The organism is Leucobacter iarius (assembly GCF_039530105.1).
GTDB classification, from domain to species: Bacteria; Actinomycetota; Actinomycetes; order Actinomycetales; family Microbacteriaceae; genus Leucobacter; species Leucobacter iarius.
Window position 1 is genome coordinate 1 of the sequence record NZ_BAAAOB010000004.1, and the last position, 17,352, is coordinate 17,352.

The following is a 17,352-nucleotide window of genomic DNA, read 5'->3' on the forward strand; positions in this document are numbered from 1 at the left end:
AGCGTTGATGTCAACAAGCGCCTCGATGTCGCAATGACGTACACCATTCGCGTGGTGAACGGCGGCACGCACATCGACCACACGTTCCAGGTCCGCTAACCCGGGAAGAGCGCAACACACAACCGAATAGCACCGGCGGGGCCAAGATCCGAGACCATTCGGTCTCGGATCTTGGCCCCGCCGGTCACGTTTCCGGCCTCCTGAGCTGTAACGCCGACCCCGATCCCCGCGCTGGCACCCGAACGCGCATGCGACACCCCCACCCAGCAAACTCCCAGCGAAGTTCGCCACATCAGTTTGACTAAAACTTCAGAATTGGTATTCTAGATCTTGATGGCGCGGTCGTCCGATCGGCACAAGATCCGTCGCCCATCATCCCCACACGCGGCTCCTTGCACCTGCCTCCCCCGGCCCCCACCTGCAAGAGCCGCCAGGCGGCGGAAGCCCAAGGCTTCCGCCGCCCCCCCTCTTCGGCAGGCGCCGCCGAGCCGCATCGCGAAAGAAGCTCTCCCATGACCCGCAGCACCACCTTGACGCTCGCACTCGGCGGGATCCTCGCCGCCACTGCCGTCGGCTGCACGGCAGCTCAGCCCGCAACCCCCGCCCCGTCACCCTCGGCGAAGGCCGAATGGTCGTACAGCGGATCGAACGGCCCCGAGCACTGGGGCGAGTACGGCGCCGCCTGCGAGGCGACTTCGGCCTCGCACGAGTCCCCCATCGCCATCGACACGGCGAAGCTCATGCCGGGCAGCGCCTCGTCGAGGGTCGTGCCGCACTACACGGCCGCCGCGTTCGAGCTCGAGAACAACGGCCACACCATCGAGGCGGTGCCGGAAGACGCGAAGGCAAACTCGGTCGAGCTGAACGGCAAGACCTACTATCTGCAGCAGTTCCATTTCCACGCGACGAGCGAACACACGGTCAACGGCAAGTCGACCCCCGCCGAACTGCACCTGGTGCACAAGGCCGACGACGGCACCCTGCTTGTGCTCGGCGTACTGATCGAGACCGGCCGCCCGAACACGGCCCTCGCCGAGGTCTTCGAATCGATCCCCGCGAAGACCTCCGAGGAGGGCGAGAAGCTGCAGCAGCCGATCGACCCGCACGCGCTCCTGCCGCAGAATCTCGAGAGCGTGCAGTACGCGGGATCTCTCACTACCCCGCCCTGCAGCGAGGGCGTGCAGTGGAACCTCTTCCTGAACCCCGTGTCGATCTCGGCCGAGCAGCTCGCGGCCTACACGGCCGTCTACCCCGACAACCATCGCCCCGTGCAGCCGCTGCACGACCGCACGCTCACCGAGGTCCCGAGCGTCTGACCCGCTCTCGACCCAGTGCGAACGGCTCCTCGGGAACCCCCGAGGAGCCGTTCGTGCGAAGCTGGCAGGGGCCTATTCGGCAGCCGCCTGCTCTTCCGCCAGGTGCCGGCGTCGCAGCACGGCGCTCTCGTGCCAGAGCAGGTAGCCGCCCGTCCACACGAGCATGCCCGCGATGAGGCAGAGGCACGGGAACAGCACGAGGAAGTCGAGCGCGGTGCCGATGGGCGGCGCCCCCGGCATGGCGCTGCGCAGCGCCGGGAACGAGAGCAGCGTGGCCGACAGCCAGATCACGTTCGAGAACTCGAGCTTGCGGCGCAGGATCGCGCTGCCGATGATCACGACCGCCATGAGCGTGGTGAGCAGGATCACCAACACGTAGAACAGCACCAGCGTGACCGTGAGCGCGTCGCGACTCCCCTCGATCGTCACGGGGTGCAGGGTCCGATCCCCTTCGACGCTCGACGAGCCGAGGACCGCCGTGAGGATCCAGGGACGCGCCGAGTTCGAGACCTCGAGCTTGAACGGCACCGCCTCGCCCGTCTCGTCGTTCTGCACGCTCAGGCTGAAGTTCGCGAACGGGTGGTCGAAGGGGTAGTCGCTGTCGCCGCGGTCGAGCGCGAGGCTCAGCGAGGTCGGATCCACGATCGACTCGCCGGGGAACGTGACGACCGAGGTCGTGATCCCGCCGCTGTTCACCTCGATGCGCAGGCTCTCGGAGACCTCGCCGGCCTTCTTGCCGACGTACTCGCCGTGCGGGATCGGCTGCACGTTCGCCTTGATGACCCGGTTCGTGAGGTCGACGTCCTGCGTCGAGACCCGCAGGGTGATGTACGAATCGCTCGTCGGCGTGTTGGCGCCGCGCACCTTCACCGCGGTCGTGCTCTGCAGCACCCCCGAGAACATGACCACCACGTAGTAGATCACGAGCGCGAGCACCGCGACCCCGAGGATGTAGGGAGCCGGATTCCGCTTGGGCTTCGCCGCTGAGGTGGTCTGGGTCATGAATCGCTCCGATTCGGATCGGTGGTCGGTCGGGTCGGGTCTGCGGCGGCGGGTGCGCCCTCGGCTCGGCCGCCCCGGCCGCGCTCGGTGAGGGTCGCGGCGAGCGCGAGCAGCAGCATCGCGAGCAGCGGCAGCAGGGCGCCGGGCATCGTGGTGATGTCGAAGGTCGTGAGCGAAGCCGCCCAGCTGTCAGTGTCGCGGCTGCCGGCCACGGTCGTGGTGACGGTGATGGAATTGCTCTGCCCCGCGAGGGAGGACGCGGCCGAGACCTGCTGCACCGCGGTGTCGGGCGCATTGAGGGGGTCGGCGAACAGGCGGATCTCGACGTCGGCCGACTCATCGGGCGCGAGAGTGAGCGAGCAGCCGAAGGATCGAGTTTCGGTCTCGCACGGGTTCGCGCGGCCGTCGACCACGGTGTTGACCCCTCGGTAGATCATGCCCGGGCCGACGCGGCCGGTGAGCTCGACGGTCACCGGCTTCGCCGAGGCGTTCGGGCCGAGCGTGCCGCGCATCGACGCGACGGTTCCCGGTTCAATCTCGGACGCGGCGAAGCGGAAGTTCATGGGCAGCGCGGTCGGCGCGGCGGGTGCGGGCGCCGGCTTCGCGATCGGTGCGGGTTTCGGCTTGGGCGCTGGCTTGGGTGCCGGGGTCGCGGTCGGCGTCGGCACCGGCGCAGGCGTTGGCGTTGGCGTTGGCGTTGGCGTTGGCGTTGGCGTTGGCGACGGCCCGGGACTCGGCGACGGGGCGGGTGTGCGCGTCGGGGTCGGCGTCGGCTTTGGGGTGGGCTTCGGAGTCGGGGTCGGCTTCGCCACAACGGTGTAGACGCTCTCGGCGCTGTTCGGGTAGACGTCGCCGAAGCCGTTGCTCTGGCTCGCGACGAAGCGGTGCGCGCCGAGCGCGAGCGCGCTCGAGGTGCAACTCCACGTGCCCGCCGAATCGGCGGTTGCGGTGCACACCGTGCTCCCGGTCGCAGCATCGGTGACCGTGACGGTGTTGCCGGGGGCTGCGGCGCCGGTGAGGGCCGGCGCCGCAGCGGTCGAGGAGATTCCCGAGTTCGGCGAAGCGATGGTCGTCGCGGGCATCGTCCACTGCACGACGACCATGCCCGCTCCGCCCGCCTGGCCGCCGCCGATGGCGCTGCCGCCGATGCCGACGTTCGGCGCGAAGCCGTAGGCCGGATCCCCCGAGTTCGGCGGGGTCGTGCTGTTGTTCGAGGTCGGACTGGATCCCGCGAAGGTCGTGGGGCTGAGAATACTCGCCGCGATGAACGACGAACCGCCCGCACCGGTCGAGTTCGGGGTGCCCGCCCCGATCCGGCACCGCCCACCGCCACCGCCGAAGTAGCCCGCACCGCCGCCACCGCCACCGTTCGCGCCGGCTCCGCCGCCGGCCCCCGAGCCGCCCTGATACTGGCTCCCGGCGGTCGCTGCGGGTGCGCAGCCGGCGCTCACGGCTGCCGCGCCGCCCGAGGCCGGTCCGCCGCCCGAGGGATTGTTCGCGGCCGGCGTCGATCCCGAGCCCGCACCACCGATGCCCCCGGCCGCACCGCCACCACCACCGCCGGCTCCCGGCGCCGAGCTGGCAGACGCCCCGCCGCCCGCTCCCGCGAGCAGCAGCGGCGCTGAGCTGCCGGGCGCACCGCTCCAGATCGCGGTGAGACCACCACCCGCGCCCCCCATCGACCCGCCCGAAGACGGCGCACCCGGCGCTCCGCCACCACCAAACGGCGATCCCTGGAAGTCGAAGTAGCCGCCCCACCCGACGGTGACGTTGAACACCTCACCGCCGAGCGTGGGGATATCGCCGCCGACGAACGCGCCGCTGCCACCACCGAAATTCCCCGCGCTCCCGTTCGCACCGCCGCCGCCCGCGCCCCAGACTCGGGCATTGACGCGCTTCACCCCCGCCGGTACGCGGAGGGTCTGATTGCCGTTCGACGGGTCCGTCGGGTAGCTCAGCACCCGACAGTTCGTATACCCCGCGACCGGAGCGCAGTCGTTCGCTTCGGCGGCCGCGGGCTCTGCCTGCCAGGCCGGGATCGAGAACGCGGCCCCGACCAGCGCGAGGACGGTAGCGGCAGCGAGCAGACGTCGACGTCTCCCCCGAATGCGCGCCCCCCGACACATGATTCAGAGACTAGCGAATCATTCGACCGTCCCGCATCCTATATTTCGGATCCGGCCCCGATCACTTCATGCGGAGCGCGTGCGTCTCCTCGACGATCCGACCGGCTTCTTCGGCGTCATCAGCCCGAATGGCCGCGGCGAGCCGCCCGTACAACTCGGCCTGCCGGTCCCACTCGATGGCTTCGTGCTCCATGGCGACGGCGAGTCGGTAGGCGAGTCCCTCGCCGGTCGACTTCCAGACGTTCTGGAGCACCGGGTTGCCGCACTCCCGGTAGACCACCGAGAAGAGATCCGACGCGGTTTGCCCGAGCGCTTTCCGGTCCTCTGCCAGCGACGCATCTCGGACTCGGTCGGCCAGCACAGCGGTCTTCTCGCGAGCCTTCGCGGAGAACCGAGGGATCGCTCGGCGGGTCATCGCCGACATCAGCGCCCCGACCGTGTCGAGCGTGAACGCACCCTCGTCCGGGTCGGGCTTGACCACCCGGGTGTACGAGTGCGCGGCGGTCTCGATGAAACCCTCGGCGACGAGCGCATCGATCGCCTGACGCGCGGGAGTGCGCGAAACGCCGAGCCACTCCTGGATCGCGGTGACTTCCAGCCGCGCCCCGAGCAGGAGCTGTCCGGAGATGATCGTCTCCCACAGCGAGTTCCGAACTTCGTCGCGCAGGAGTCGCCTGGTCGCGGTGGCGGAGGGCTTCTTCAGTACATGCATGTGCCAATGCGTGGCCATATGTCACTCCGAATTCGATGTGCTGAATGCGGCATGTCACGCGCTGCGTGTTTTCCGCCTCACCCCTCTCCCCAATCAATCGATCGATCGATTCGCGCCGACTCCGGGATCCGTAGCGTGAGCAGCATGAGCCCCACTTTCACTCTTCGGAGCCCGGTCCGCGCCGCTTGGGCCTTCACCGCGCTCATCGCCCTGCTCGTCCTGTCGCTGCTGCTCTCGGGTTGCGCCGCCGAGTCGGCTCCAAAGCCCGCCGCTTCGCCGAGCGCAGCGCCGAAGACCACTTCCGAGGCGCCGCCCCAGGAAACCGCGGCGCCCACCCCCGCACCGCCGAAGCTCAGCCAGGCGGAGCTCGACAGCCGCCTGCGCGGAGCCTCGTGGGCGAACGACGTCGAGGCCGCGAAGTCGCTCATCGCGCAGGGGGCGAACGTCAACGCGAAGGATTCCACCGTGCAGTCGGCCTATCTGATCGCCACGAGCGAGGGCTACACGGAATTCCTCCGACTCACCCTCGCGCACGGGGCGAACGTGAAGGATCTCGACACATGGAACGGGACCGGGCTGATCCGCGCTGCCGAGCGGGGCCACTGGGCTGTCGAGGGCGAACTGATCCGGGCCGGAGTTCCCCTCGATCACGTCAATCGCGTCGGCTACCAGGCGATCCACGAAGTGGTCTGGTTCGGGCGGGACGACGCCACCTACCGCGCGGCGATCCGCGTGCTCGCCGCCGGAGGCGTGCAGCTCGACCGCCCCTCGGTGACCGAAGGGCTGACGCCGCTGCAGATGGCCGAGTCGAAGGGCTACGCGAGCAGCGCAGGGGTGCTCCGCGCGATCCTGCAGGCGCCCGTGCCGAAGGACCCGAAGGCCGCGCTGCTCGCAGCGGCGGAGTCAGGAAACCCCAACGCGGTCACCGTCGCGCTCCGCGCGAAGGCTGATCCACGGAGCACCGCGGCCGACGGCCGCACCGCGTTGCAGCTCGCGGAGGCCGGCGGACACTTCGAGTCGGCGCAGGTCCTCCGAGCGCTCGGCGGTTGAGCCGGTGCGCGGCGTCCGAGCGGAGCGCTCGGCCACCGCACACCGACTATCGAGGCACTTGATAGATCGCTTCGACGGCGAGCTCAGCCGCCACACCGTCGCCGTCGCGCACCGCCGTAGCCAGCGCTTCCAGGTGCCCGCGCAGCACCACGGGGTCCGCCTGCAGCAGAAACGTCTCGACCGGGAGCTTGTGGAAGAACCCCGCGCTGGCCCCGCGGTACATCTGCAGCAGATGCTCGTTGCAGGCGAGTTCCGCGATGCGATCGCACATCTCGTACGCACGGTCTCGCGCCGCACCGGGCGCATCCCCGAGCAGCCCGTCGCGAACCCGTTCGACCTCACGGGCGATCCGGCGCCGATCCTTGTCTCCCATGCGAGGAACGGCGAGCCGCATCACCCCGCCGAGCAGCACCCCGAACGCCTGCAGCGCGTCGAGCGCGTCGTGCGCTTCGCACACTTCGGCCACCCGGGTGTACCGGTTCGGTTCCATCTCGATCAGGCCGGCTCGCGCCAACTCGTTCAGCGCATCGCGGATCGGCGTGCGCGAGACTCCGAGCCAGTCCTGCAGCTCTGCGTCGTGCAGCAGCTCGCCCGGAGCGAGCGTCCCGGCAAGGATCGCCGAACGAATGCGCTCCTCCACCATCTCCCGAAGCAGATGCCTGCGAGGCGCGATCGGGGATCTCTCGAGCGGAACGGGCATAGACGCCTCCCTGTCGTTTCAATGACTCAAATTTAATGCATCAGAATTTAAAACGGAAGAGGTGTACCGAAAGCCGCGGTTCGCGCTCCGGCATGCGCCGTCGTGAAATATTGAGTTCCGCCCGTATCCCTCGCCGCCGTTTCGCCATACGATGACCTCCATGGGGGAAAACAGACGACGCTGGCGTGCGTCTTTTGCAGCATTCGCACTGGTGGGGCTCGCGCTCGGAGGAGCCGCGGCTCCGGCCGGAGCGGCCACCGCCGGGTCCTGGGCCGACTGGGATCCGCTCGCCGGAACCGGCGGGAACTACACCACCGGCTTCGCGCTCGCGGGGGCCCCGGCCATCACCGCCGAGGCCACGACCGACTCCCGTGCAGGCCAGGTCGGCGTGATCTCGGGCGCGAGCACGTGGCTGTCCGAGGGCACGCCCGTCGGGCAGAAGTACGGATCCAGCAAGAACCGCCCGTACCTGAACCTGCGGCCGAAAGCCGACACCGTAGTCGCTCCATCGACCACCACGTATACCTTCGCGAAGCCGACACCGACCGCGAACTGGACGTTCGTGATCGGCGACATCGACGCCGACCAGCTCCAGGTCCGCGCGGTCGGCCCCGACGGCGTCGCGCTCACCGCCGCGCAGCTCGGCTTCCGCGGCGGCTTCAACTACTGCGCTCCCGGAGTGGCCGGCAAGCCGTCCTGCACCGGCGACGCGACCGATGTGCCGGTCTGGAACGCCCAAGCCACGACACTGATCGGCAACGCGGCGGCGTCCGACACCAACGGCTCTTCCGCCTGGTTCGAGCCGACCGCACCGATCAGCTCGCTCAGCTTCACCTTCACCCGCCGCTCCGGCTTCCCGGTCTACCAGACCTGGTTCGCCTCGCTCACCCGCGACGTCTCGGGCACCGTCACCGCGCAGACCGGCAACGGCAGCGGCGTGCAGGTCGCGCTCACCGACCCGAACGGCGACGTCGTCGCGACCGTCACCACCGGCCCCGGCGGCACCTACAGCTTCCCCGGGATCCAAGCGTCCGACGGATACACCGTCACCGCGCAGCCGCCGCTCGGCCAGATCGTCGACGGTCCGGCATCGAAGCCCGCGAACCTCTCGAACACCGACGCCGTGGTCGACTTCGCGGTGCGCGACATCGTGCCCGTGGCCGTGTCGGGCACGGTGAAGGACGCGAACGGGAAGCCGATCCCCGGCGCCACCGTCACCATCCCGGGCGTCGGCAGCGTCACCACAGCGCCCAACGGCAGCTACCTGTTCGACACCGTGCCGGTGGGCACCCACCAGCCTCAGCTCACGGCGCCGAAGGGGTACCACCTCACGACCGGTGCGCCGTCCTTCACGATCCCGCCGGGATCCGAGGTGCCCATCACCGGTGAGGACTTCATCGTCTCGGCGCTGCCGAGCCTGAGCGGGACGGTCACCACGGCGGGCACCGGCACCGCGGGCGTCACCGTCACCGCGACCGGCCCGTCAGGCACGGTCCGCACCGTCACCGGCGCCGACGGCGCCTACTCGTTCCCCGGTCTCGTCGACGGCGCCTACACCGTCGCGGTGACCGCACCCGCGGGCACGGTCGCCGACGGACCCGTCTCACGCAACGAGACCGTCGCCGGATCGAACCTCACCGGGGTCGACTTCGCCTTCGCCCGGCTCGGGTCCATTACCGGGGCGACGACCGCGGACGGCAAGCCACTGCCGAACGTCATGCTCCACGTACAGGGGCCGGGCTTCGACGACAGCTTCTCGTCGGGCGAAGAGGGGGTCTACGACCTCGGCGCGCTTCCCGCCGGCACCTACACGATCACCGCGACCGCGCCCAAGGGATACCGGATCGTGGGCAGCCCGACGCGCACGGTGATCATCACCGCCGCGGGCGAGGCCGTGATCGATCAGGACTTCGTGTTCGCCGCGGTGACGACTCCGCCGACCACGACTCCGCCGACCAGCACCGCACCGACCGCGCCCCCAGCCCACCCGGGATCCGGCGCGCTCGCCGACACCGGTACGGAGTCCGCGGCGATAGGCATGATCGTCGCAGCGGCCGCCGCGCTGCTGCTCGGCGGATCGCTGCTGCTCCTCGTGCGCCGGCGCCGCACCCGCTGATCCGCTGATCCGCCCGGATCCTTCGCCAGGACCGACGACGAGACCCGGACCCGCTCGCTTCGATCCGGCGGTCGGGTCCGCTTCGGCTGTCGCGGCTGTCACGGCCGGGAACGCCTGGATCGAGGTAGCCATCGGCCCAGGCGATGCGGCCGAAGTCGAGTCTCAAGCGCGAAGTGCCGCGGGGGGGGGCAGCCGGCTCGCGCAACAGATCGTCTTCTCCGGGTCGGGTTCTTTGGGGGCCTTTCGCACGGAACCTGTTCGGTGCACAATGGCGTCATGCCGGTTCTGTTCAGGGCCGGTCTCGCGATGAGGGGGGGGGACCAGTATGGGTATCGGAGACGCGCTCAGCGGAGCGTTCGAGAAGAGCAAAGAACTCTTCGAGGGCAGCAAGGACAAGATCGATGACGTGCTGCACAGCGAGCAGGTCGAGCAGGTGAGCGACAACGTGCTCAATGGCGCTGCGGATCTCGCGAAGAAGGTCGCGCCCGCTGCGGGTGAGCAGATCGACGGCGTGCGCGACGACATCGATAAGGCTGTCGGCAACGAGTGACTATCCGGCGCTAGCCGGTTGAGACTGGGCCTCCAATTCTGCACTGGGTTGGAGGCCCGCCAGGCGCATTGGGGCGTGTGAGTGAGTCATGTCGCGTAATCATCTGGCCTCGATGCGCTACGGAACTCCCGGCCCCAAACCGGGGGTTCCGCCATGCTCGCCCACCACTCTGGCCCAACCGAATAGGACTACATCGTTTCAGTTACGCGGTGCTCGCCGCGATCGTCCTGGTTGGCTTCGTTCCCCAGCTCTACCTCCTGTTCACCGGTGGGGCCGACGTGAATTCGGGAGAATCCGGGACCGAGACGCCGCTCGGCACGAGATTCGTTCGCCTGTTCAGCTTCTTCACCGTCGATAGCAACATCCTTGTGCTCGCCGTATCGATCCTGTTCGCGATAGGCCGGCAAGGTTCCACGATGGTGAGGAAAGCCATGCATCTGGCAGCGTTGCTCAGCATCACAGTGACCGGCACCGCCTTCTCCCTCCTCCTCAATCCCAGCATCGAACTGCGCGATCTCGCGGTTGTCGTGAACGCCATCTTCCGCACCATCGGCCCGATCGGCTTCGTCCTGCTCTGGCTCGTGTGGGCCCCCACCGTCGATTCCCGTGGAAAGTCGTTGCTCTCGCCTTTGTCTGGCCGCTCGCCTGGCTCACTTGCACGTTTCTCCACGGCGCGGTCACGAACTGGTACCCCCACTTCATCCTCAACGCGGGACACCTCGGTCTCAACGCAGCAGCGCTCGACGCACTGGCCGTCATCGCCTACGCCCTAGTCATCACCGTCATCGTCGTCGCGATCGACCTCTGGCTACCGAGCCTGACCGCCCCGGACGACACCCACAGACCCCTGATGAACACACGCCCCGAGCTCAATAGCTCCCGCACCCCCGGAGCGGGTCAGATTTCACGAACCAGCGGCTCGAGGGCACGTTGAACCATCGAGCGTCCCACGCTGAGCACCTTGGCGATCTGCCTGTCGTTCATCTGCTGCTCCGAGCGTATGAGGCCTTCTCCCTATCTGTCAGTCCTCAACGTCCTGACCGGGTACAGCTAGCGCGCGTCGGCAACGACTTCGCAAACCCATAGGACCTGGTGCAGGAGTAGCCGACCTCGAACGGAACGCACGTCGAGCTCCTCGTGCGTGACCTGGGCCCGGGAGTTCCCGAGGGCGAGCGGGAGCGCCTCTTCGATCGCTTCTACCGCTCGCATTCGGCCCGGCGGCTCCCGGGATCCGGCCTCGGGCTCGCGCTCGTGCAGCAGATCGCGCACGAGCCCGGTGCACAGCTGCAGGCAGCGTGGCCCGAGGACAGCGGCACCGAGATGCGCGTCGTGTTCCCTGTGGGCGGCTATTGAGCGGAGAGCGCGGCCGTCGGCGGCAGCCGGGCCGCCCGAATCGCAGGGTAGAGGCCCGCGATCGCGCCGATCACCATCGTGGCCACGATCGCCGCGGCGAACAGTTCCGGTGGCACCGAGAGGAGCCAACCATTCACCGCCGCGAAGATCGCAGTCACGCCCAATCCGATCACTGCTCCCGCGACCCCGCCGAGCACCGACAGCAGCAGCGCCTCCGTGAGGAACTGCACGCGGATGTGCCGTCGGGTCGCGCCGAGCGCGCGCCGCAGGCCGATCTCGCGGCGCCGCTCGAGCACCGAGATGATCATCGTGTTGGCCACACCGATGCCTCCGACGAGCAGCGCGATCGAACCGAGTCCGACCAGCAGACCTGTGAAGGCTTGATCGGTGGTCATGCGAGCGGCCAGTGCGTCCGAGGGGCGGCTGACCGAGATCTGCTCGGGGTTCTCGGGGTTGACTGTGCGCGGCAGCAGGCCCCGAACGGTATCGACGGCGTCATCGGCGGAACGCTCGTAGACGGCGGTCGGGGATCCGTCGTAGCCGAATCGCTGCTTCGCGTTCTCCGCACCGATGAGCGCGAACGTGTCGAGCTCGGGAGCGAGCGCGAGCGGCTTCAGAATACCGATGACGGTGTGGGAGACCCCGCCGATGAGCACCTGCGTCCCGACCTGGGTGACACCGAGGCGTTTCGCCGTCGTGGCGCCGAGCACTGTCGTGGGGTACTGCGCGGTCGCATCGTTCAGCCAGGTGCCCGCGCCTAGTTCACCGCTCACCGTGCCGAGCAGATCTTTGTCCGCGACGCCGGTCTCCAGACCGCCGGTCTGGGCCGGGTCGATGTGCTCATTCCGGTACACGGGAGTGTTCTCGAGCTTCCCCACGGCGGAGACGGACGATACCTGCGGCAGTCGCGCGACGGAGCCCGCAGTGGTCGGAGGCAATTTGGTCTCGGCTCCGGACAGACTCTTGCCGGGAGTGATCGTGAGCAGGTTCGTGCCCAGCTTCGAGAACTCCTCGTTCAGACGGGCCTGACCCGAGGTCGAGATGCCGACCACCGCGATCATCGCGGCGATGCCGATGGCGATGCCGAGCGCCGAGAGGAAGACCCGGGTCGGCCTCGCACGCAGGCCGTTGCCGCCGAGCGCGAGTGCGTCCCGAAAGCGCAGGCGTGAGGCCGGGGCGCTCATGCGGCCCTCTCCGATCCTTCGGGGGCTTGCCGGCTCGGCGCGCCGATGTCTTCGACGACGAGCCCGTCGACGACGCGGATCCTGCGCGGGAGCCGCTCGGCGAGTTCGTTGTCGTGAGTAATGACGACCACGGTCGCTCCTTTCGCGTTGAGTTCGTAGAGCAGCTCGACGATGCCGGCGCCCGACTTGGAGTCGAGGTTGCCGGTCGGCTCGTCGGCGAGGAGCACCGTCGGTTCCCCGACGATGGCGCGCGCAATGGCGACGCGCTGGCGCTCGCCGCCCGAGAGCTGGTGCGGCTTGTTGTTCAAGCGGTGCCGGAGACCGACGGTGAGCAGAGCCCGCTCCGCCCGCTGCAGACGCTCCTTGGCGGCGATGCCCTGATAGAGCAGCCCGTCGGCGACGTTCTGCAGTGCGGAGCGCCCGTCGGCTAGGTGGAACTGCTGGAACACGAAGCCGAGCCGATGCGAGCGCAGCGCAGCGAGACGGTTGTCGGTGAGCGAGGCGATGTCCTGCCCATCGATGATCGCGGTGCCGGTCGTCGGCCGGTCGAGCGAACCGATAATGTTGAGCAGCGTCGACTTGCCGGAGCCGCTGGGACCCACGATGGCGGTGAACTCGCCCTCGTCGATGCGGAGGGAGACCCCGCGCAGCGCCTGCACCGGCGGGGAACCGTAGCTGCGGGTGACCTCCCTCAGATCGATGGCGGCGGTCATTCCGGCACCACCACGAGGTCGCCGGCGTTGAGCTTGCCGCCCGTGATCTCGACCATGCCGCCGGCGAAGCGTCCGGTCTCGACAGGGACCGTGACGATCTTCTTGCCGCGGTACACCTCGACGGTGAACGTGTCGTTCGCCGCCGCGAGCAGGGCTGCGACCGGCACCTGGAGCACATCGCCCTTGGCCTGGTGCGAGAACGAAACCTGGACGCTGAGCGCCATCTGGCCGTCCAGCTTCTTGGGGTCGTCAGGCGTGATCGTGATCGGGATGACGACCGTCTTCTTGCCCGACGCGTCCTCTTCCTCGGTCGGGTCCCTTGCGACGGTGACCTTGCCGGTCACCGACTCTCCCGACGGCAGCGAGAACGTCGCCACGGTACCGACCGGCACGCTCGCCCGATCGGACACGGAGATCTTCGCCGTCACGATCGGCGCGGACCCGCTCGCGGTGTAGACCGCGGCGCCCGGTGCGATGGTCGCGCCGACCGTCGCCTTTGCAGCACCGACACGGATGCCGTCCTGTGTGAACACGATCCGGCCCAGCGGGATGACTCCGTCCTGTTTCAGGCCGTTGGCCTCCTGCCACTGTTTGATGGCCTTCTCGGTGAGATCGGAGAAGCGCTCATCGACCCAGCCTTCGAAGTAGCCGAGATCGGTGAGATACCGCTCGAGCTGCTCCACATCAGGGCCGTCGTCCATGCCCTGCTTGAATTCACGCCAGGCGGGGAGCTTCCCGTCCACCGCGATGACCGGCTTGTCGTCGGCCCAGTAGAGCACGCCACCGGAACCGACGACGGTGCCCGGCTTGGGCAGCTGCGTGAGGGTTCCACCGAGGGTGGCGGTGAGATCACGCGTGTTGGCGTATGTGACCGCGCCCGTGGTCCGGATCGACCAGGTCAGCGGAGAGTTCGTTGCGGGGACGGTGTGGGGCTTCTGCACCTCGGCCTGCGCCGACGGTGTCGGGGTCAGGGTCTGCCAAGCGACCGCGCCCCCGGCGATCGCCACCACAGCAGTGGCGGCGATCGCCGCGGTAAGAACCCAACGTTTGCGCTTCGGCGTGCCGGGCTGTTCGCTCGGCTCGTGTCGACCGGCGGCGGTGCTCGGAGTGAGTCCAACGGTCTGGTCTGTCATCGCTTAGCCCTTCTTCTGCTCGGTGCTGCACTTCTCGAACGCGGACTGCGGGATGTCGTCCCTGATCTCGCGGGCTCCACCGGGCTCCGGATCCTTGTAGTCGTACCCCGCCGCACGCAGGCACTGCGCGAGCTTCAGGTCGTCCTTCTGAGCCTGCTCGGCACCCTTTCCGTCCTGCACGGGCGGGCTGCCGATCTTGGACGTGCACTTGTCGTCGGCCTTCGTGAACGCCTCAGCATCGATACCGCCGCCGATCTGCACCTGACCGCTGCTATTGGGATCGGGCATATCGATCCCTTCCTCACGCATGCACTGCGCGAACTTCACCTGCCATTCGGTGAAGGCTTGATCGGCGGTCTGGTTGTCTGAGGAAGACCTCGGGTCCTTCTTCGGGGCACCCGAGTCGTTCGAGCCGCTGTTGGGTGCGGCACAGGCGGTGAGCAGGCCGAGCACGGCGAATCCTGCGGCGCCGACGGCTGCGATACGAGTGGTGAGCTTGGACATGGTGTTCCTCTTTCCTGGGCGACCTGCGTCGCACCATATTTTGGGCTTAATGCTCTGAAGTTTCAGAATGTAGAATATCTTACGATCGGCGCCCGGTCCACCCTTCCGAGTCGGCGGTGGGCTGAGACCATTCGAGCAAAGCTTGGGTTGCACGCCTGTAAGGCGGAGTTTTACGTTTCACTTACACCCGCCCTGCTGTACTGGGCACGGCCACGAACACCCCGTACGACAGAAAGGATGAAGACGATGCGCATACTCGTCGTCGAAGACGACCCCGTACTCGGTCCCGCCTTGCAGAGAGGTCTGGCCCTGGAGGGCTTCAGCACCGACCTGGTGGTAGACGGCACCGACGCACTCCATACGGTGGAGGTCACGGAGTACGACGCGCTCGTGCTCGACCGGGATCTTCCGGGCACCCACGGCGACGAGGTCTGCCGGATCCTGGCGAACGACCCCGGGTCTCCGCGAATCCTGATGCTGACGGCGGCCGGCACCCTCACCCAACGCATCTCGGGATTCGAGCTCGGAGCCGACGACTACCTACCGAAACCGTTCGAGTTCTCGGAGCTGGTCGTTCGCCTGCGCGCCCTCGGTCGACGGAGTGCCGTGGCCGTGCCGCCCGTACTCAGCCGAGGTCCGCTCGAACTCGATGTGTTCCGCCGCACGGTCCGCCGGGACGGGGCCACGATCCGCCTGACGAAGAAGGAGCTCGCGGTGCTCGAAGTTCTGCTGCGCGCTGACGGAGGAGTCGTCAGCGCCGAGGACCTGCTCGAGAAGGCCTGGGACGAGAACGCGAACCCGTTCACCAACTCGATCCGGGTCACGGTGAGCTCGCTGCGCAAGAAGCTCGGTGAGCCGTGGATCATCGAGACCGTCGCCGGCAGCGGCTACCGAGTCCCCGCCCCGGAAGAGACCCCATGAGTGCGCACCGGTCACGCAAAACATGCAAGCCCCGCGTGCCCCTGCCGCGCCTGACGGTGCGGCGGCGCCTCACGGTCGCGTTCGGCGCCATCGCGTTCGGCTCGGGCGCCCTCATCATCGCTGCGCTCTACCTGTTCATGCGGTTCGTACCGACCTACATCACCGCCGGAGGAACACCTCCCCCCGAAGGCGGGACCGGCGATTTCGGTCGGGCTAAACCCGCGGTGCCCGGCGGAAATCTCTCCGACGCGCTGCAGATCACCGAGGTCTCGGCGATCCTCGACACGCTGCTCTGGGCGGGGATCGCTATTCTCCTGGTCATCTCGGCGCTCGCGTCGTGGGTCGGCTGGGTCGTATCGGGCCGCATGGTGCGCCCGCTCGCCCGAATCGCCGAAGCGGCGAAGCGCGCGGGCGATGGCCGACTCGATCACCGCATCGCGCTCACCGGGCCGCAGGACGAGATCCAGGACCTCGCCGACACGTTCGACCGCACCCTCGACCGGCTCGAACGCGCGTTCTCCGCCCACGAGCGCTTCGCCGCGAACGCCGCGCACGAGCTGCGCACCCCGCTCACCGCGACGAAGACGATCCTTGACATCGCGCGGGCGCACCCCGGCTCCGTCGATGCGGCCACCGTGTTCGAGCAGATCGGGCGGAACAACGATCGCAGCATCGGCACGGTGCAGGCGCTGCTCGACCTCACGAGCGCGGAAGCCGCGCGGATCGAGACCGAGTCGGTCGACCTCTCGGAGCTCCTCGAAACGGTCGTCGCCCGCGCCGTCCCCGAGGCGATCTCCCCCGTTCTCCGGCTTCGTCCGACAACGGTGCAGGCCGACCCGCTCCTGCTCGAGACCCTGGTAGAGAACCTGGTGCAGAACGCGGTGCGGCACAACGACGAGCGCGGGCTCCTCGAGATCTCCACCAACGGCTCAGTGCACGCCTGGCTGAGGATCGAGAACACCGGGCCGGAGATCGCCGAGGACGAGCTCGCCCGCCTCACCGAGCCCATGTACCGCGCGCGGCGTTCGAACGCTCCGGGCAACGGGCTCGGGCTCGCGATCGCGCGGTCGATCGCCGAGGCCCACAGCGCGGAGCTGACGCTCGCCGCGCGACCCGGCGGCGGACTCATCGCCGAACTGACGCTGCCCCTACCCTGAGGCCAGACCGGTCCCCCTCGATGCCACTTATCAGATGATTCCCCTTCTTCCCAATCGAGAGGGGCTGACATACTGCATACATGCCGATTCCGAAACGCACCGCAGCTATTCCCGAACGCCGCCTCCTCCGAGACGAAGTCCGTGATGCGCTGAGGACCGCGATCATCAACGGTGATCTGCTCCCGGGTGAGCGCATCGATGATCGAGCCGTCCAGGAGTGGCTCAGCGTCTCGCGCACTCCGGTGCGGCAGGCACTCGATGCTCTTGCCGCCGAGGGATTCGTCGAAATCGCGGCGCACGCGCACACGCGGGTGGTCACCCCCGATCCTGCCGACGTGCCGTACGTGCTCAGCACGATCGGGGTCCTCGTCTCCGGTATGGCACGCCAGGCGATCCCCCTGTTGGCTCCCAAGGGGCGAGAAGCCGCTGCGAAACTCGCGGAGAGCGTTTCCGGCTATGCCGCCTCCCGCGACCGGGAGGGCATGCTCAGCGAGGCCACTCTTCTCATCAATCTGATGCGCAAGGAATGCCGGAACCCGATCCTGCAGCAGGTGTCCGACTCGGTCACGATCAAATTCCGATACTTCCTCGCGGTCGCCGCCAGAGAGGGCGAATTCCAGTGGGACACGCTCGCGAAGCTGTACATCGAACTCGCCGTCGCCATTCGAGCGGGAGAGGTCGATACCGCCTGCCACCTCGTGGAGACGATCCAGGTGCTCTCGCCGGAGATGCCCGCGACTGCCTGAAACGCGCGCTGATTCGGCGCATACACCAGTGCCGGTCCCGGCGCTGCAGCTTCTCCATCGGCACAGCCA

Annotated in this window: 15 protein-coding genes and 2 pseudogenes; 9 read left to right on the top strand and 8 right to left on the bottom strand. The window is 68.3% G+C overall.

The window, feature by feature from the left end:
- Positions 1-512: 512 nt before the first annotated feature.
- Positions 513-1,316 carry a carbonic anhydrase gene (locus ABD169_RS13135; protein ID WP_344032903.1) on the top strand — a complete coding sequence of 268 codons (804 nt, stop codon included), beginning with the start codon at positions 513-515 and terminating at the stop codon, positions 1,314-1,316.
- 72 nt (positions 1,317-1,388) lie between these two features.
- Here the strand turns inward: ABD169_RS13135 and ABD169_RS13140 are convergent, their stop codons facing one another.
- The 3 genes from ABD169_RS13140 to ABD169_RS13150 form a co-directional block, all read right to left on the bottom strand.
- Positions 1,389-2,318, bottom strand: a complete 930-nt coding sequence (locus ABD169_RS13140) for a DUF4436 family protein (protein ID WP_344032905.1) — start codon at positions 2,316-2,318, stop codon at positions 1,389-1,391.
- Positions 2,315-4,444, bottom strand: a complete 2,130-nt coding sequence (locus ABD169_RS13145; protein ID WP_344032907.1) for a hypothetical protein — start codon at positions 4,442-4,444, stop codon at positions 2,315-2,317. Before ABD169_RS13145 ends, ABD169_RS13140 begins: the two co-directional genes overlap by 4 nt.
- Positions 4,445-4,505: 61 nt before the next feature.
- Positions 4,506-5,174: a GntR family transcriptional regulator gene (locus ABD169_RS13150; protein ID WP_344032909.1), complete on the bottom strand. Its 669-nt coding sequence runs from the start codon at positions 5,172-5,174 to the stop codon at positions 4,506-4,508.
- Positions 5,175-5,300: 126 nt separating this feature from the next.
- On the opposite strand from ABD169_RS13150, the gene ABD169_RS13155 reads away from it, so the two are divergent.
- Positions 5,301-6,206 carry an ankyrin repeat domain-containing protein gene (locus ABD169_RS13155; protein ID WP_344032911.1) on the top strand — a complete coding sequence of 302 codons (906 nt, stop codon included), beginning with the start codon at positions 5,301-5,303 and terminating at the stop codon, positions 6,204-6,206.
- 46 nt (positions 6,207-6,252) lie between these two features.
- Here the strand turns inward: ABD169_RS13155 and ABD169_RS13160 are convergent, their stop codons facing one another.
- The gene (locus ABD169_RS13160; protein WP_344032913.1) at positions 6,253-6,849 is read right to left on the bottom strand and encodes a GntR family transcriptional regulator; all 597 of its coding nucleotides are present in this window, start codon (positions 6,847-6,849) and stop codon (positions 6,253-6,255) included.
- A gap of 217 nt (positions 6,850-7,066) precedes the next feature.
- Here ABD169_RS13160 and ABD169_RS13165 point away from each other — a divergent pair, with 217 nt between their 5' ends.
- The 4 genes and pseudogenes from ABD169_RS13165 to ABD169_RS13180 all read left to right on the top strand — a co-directional run.
- On the top strand, positions 7,067-9,022 hold the full coding sequence (locus ABD169_RS13165; protein WP_344032916.1) for a carboxypeptidase regulatory-like domain-containing protein: 1,956 nt from the start codon (positions 7,067-7,069) through the stop codon (positions 9,020-9,022).
- A gap of 325 nt (positions 9,023-9,347) precedes the next feature.
- Positions 9,348-9,572 (top strand): hypothetical protein, encoded by a 225-nt coding sequence (locus ABD169_RS13170; protein ID WP_344032918.1) that lies wholly within the window; start codon positions 9,348-9,350, stop codon positions 9,570-9,572.
- 368 nt (positions 9,573-9,940) lie between these two features.
- Positions 9,941-10,506, top strand: a pseudogene (locus ABD169_RS13175) (Pr6Pr family membrane protein).
- 194 nt (positions 10,507-10,700) lie between these two features.
- Positions 10,701-10,925 (top strand): annotated as a pseudogene (locus tag ABD169_RS13180) (sensor histidine kinase); the annotation flags it as partial.
- Here the strand turns inward: ABD169_RS13180 and ABD169_RS13185 are convergent.
- Genes ABD169_RS13185 through ABD169_RS13200 form a run of 4 tightly spaced genes read right to left on the bottom strand, consistent with a single transcriptional unit; the run spans position 10,919 to position 14,459 of the window.
- Positions 10,919-12,109, bottom strand: a complete 1,191-nt coding sequence (locus tag ABD169_RS13185; RefSeq protein WP_344032922.1) for an ABC transporter permease — start codon at positions 12,107-12,109, stop codon at positions 10,919-10,921. The pseudogene ABD169_RS13180 and the gene ABD169_RS13185 overlap by 7 nt on opposite strands.
- Positions 12,106-12,822, bottom strand: coding sequence for an ABC transporter ATP-binding protein (locus tag ABD169_RS13190; RefSeq protein WP_344032924.1), 717 nt, complete (start codon positions 12,820-12,822; stop codon positions 12,106-12,108). The genes ABD169_RS13185 and ABD169_RS13190 overlap by 4 nt, the downstream gene beginning before the upstream one ends.
- Complete coding sequence (locus tag ABD169_RS13195; protein WP_344032926.1) at positions 12,819-13,955, bottom strand: peptidoglycan-binding protein; 1,137 nt, start codon at positions 13,953-13,955, stop codon at positions 12,819-12,821. The genes ABD169_RS13190 and ABD169_RS13195 overlap by 4 nt, the downstream gene beginning before the upstream one ends.
- 3 nt (positions 13,956-13,958) lie before the next feature.
- The gene (locus ABD169_RS13200) at positions 13,959-14,459 is read right to left on the bottom strand and encodes a hypothetical protein (RefSeq protein WP_344032928.1); all 501 of its coding nucleotides are present in this window, start codon (positions 14,457-14,459) and stop codon (positions 13,959-13,961) included.
- 246 nt (positions 14,460-14,705) lie between these two features.
- Between ABD169_RS13200 and ABD169_RS13205 the strand changes: the two genes are divergently transcribed.
- The 3 genes from ABD169_RS13205 (at position 14,706) to ABD169_RS13215 (ending at position 17,283) form a co-directional block, all read left to right on the top strand.
- Positions 14,706-15,380 carry a response regulator transcription factor gene (locus ABD169_RS13205; RefSeq protein WP_344032930.1) on the top strand — a complete coding sequence of 225 codons (675 nt, stop codon included), beginning with the start codon at positions 14,706-14,708 and terminating at the stop codon, positions 15,378-15,380.
- Between the two features lie 35 nt (positions 15,381-15,415).
- Entirely contained in the window at positions 15,416-16,537 is a 1,122-nt protein-coding gene (locus ABD169_RS13210; RefSeq protein ID WP_344032933.1) for a sensor histidine kinase, read from the top strand.
- Positions 16,538-16,617: 80 nt separating this feature from the next.
- Positions 16,618-17,283: a GntR family transcriptional regulator gene (locus ABD169_RS13215; RefSeq protein WP_344032935.1), complete on the top strand. Its 666-nt coding sequence runs from the start codon at positions 16,618-16,620 to the stop codon at positions 17,281-17,283.
- The last annotated feature ends 69 nt before the right edge of the window (positions 17,284-17,352 follow it).

Coding starts and splice junctions, on each gene's coding strand:
- ABD169_RS13135 (WP_344032903.1), top strand. CDS start 513: ATGACCCGCAGCACCACCTTGACGCTCGCACTCGGCGGGATCCTCGCC.
- ABD169_RS13140 (WP_344032905.1), bottom strand. CDS start 2,318: ATGACCCAGACCACCTCAGCGGCGAAGCCCAAGCGGAATCCGGCTCCC.
- ABD169_RS13145 (WP_344032907.1), bottom strand. CDS start 4,444: ATGTGTCGGGGGGCGCGCATTCGGGGGAGACGTCGACGTCTGCTCGCT.
- ABD169_RS13185 (WP_344032922.1), bottom strand. CDS start 12,109: ATGAGCGCCCCGGCCTCACGCCTGCGCTTTCGGGACGCACTCGCGCTC.
- ABD169_RS13205 (WP_344032930.1), top strand. CDS start 14,706: ATGCGCATACTCGTCGTCGAAGACGACCCCGTACTCGGTCCCGCCTTG.
- ABD169_RS13160 (WP_344032913.1), bottom strand. CDS start 6,849: ATGGTGGAGGAGCGCATTCGTTCGGCGATCCTTGCCGGGACGCTCGCT.
- ABD169_RS13170 (WP_344032918.1), top strand. CDS start 9,348: ATGGGTATCGGAGACGCGCTCAGCGGAGCGTTCGAGAAGAGCAAAGAA.
- ABD169_RS13165 (WP_344032916.1), top strand. CDS start 7,067: ATGGGGGAAAACAGACGACGCTGGCGTGCGTCTTTTGCAGCATTCGCA.
- ABD169_RS13200 (WP_344032928.1), bottom strand. CDS start 14,459: ATGTCCAAGCTCACCACTCGTATCGCAGCCGTCGGCGCCGCAGGATTC.
- ABD169_RS13155 (WP_344032911.1), top strand. CDS start 5,301: ATGAGCCCCACTTTCACTCTTCGGAGCCCGGTCCGCGCCGCTTGGGCC.
- ABD169_RS13195 (WP_344032926.1), bottom strand. CDS start 13,955: ATGACAGACCAGACCGTTGGACTCACTCCGAGCACCGCCGCCGGTCGA.
- ABD169_RS13150 (WP_344032909.1), bottom strand. CDS start 5,174: ATGGCCACGCATTGGCACATGCATGTACTGAAGAAGCCCTCCGCCACC.
- ABD169_RS13190 (WP_344032924.1), bottom strand. CDS start 12,822: ATGACCGCCGCCATCGATCTGAGGGAGGTCACCCGCAGCTACGGTTCC.
- ABD169_RS13215 (WP_344032935.1), top strand. CDS start 16,618: ATGCCGATTCCGAAACGCACCGCAGCTATTCCCGAACGCCGCCTCCTC.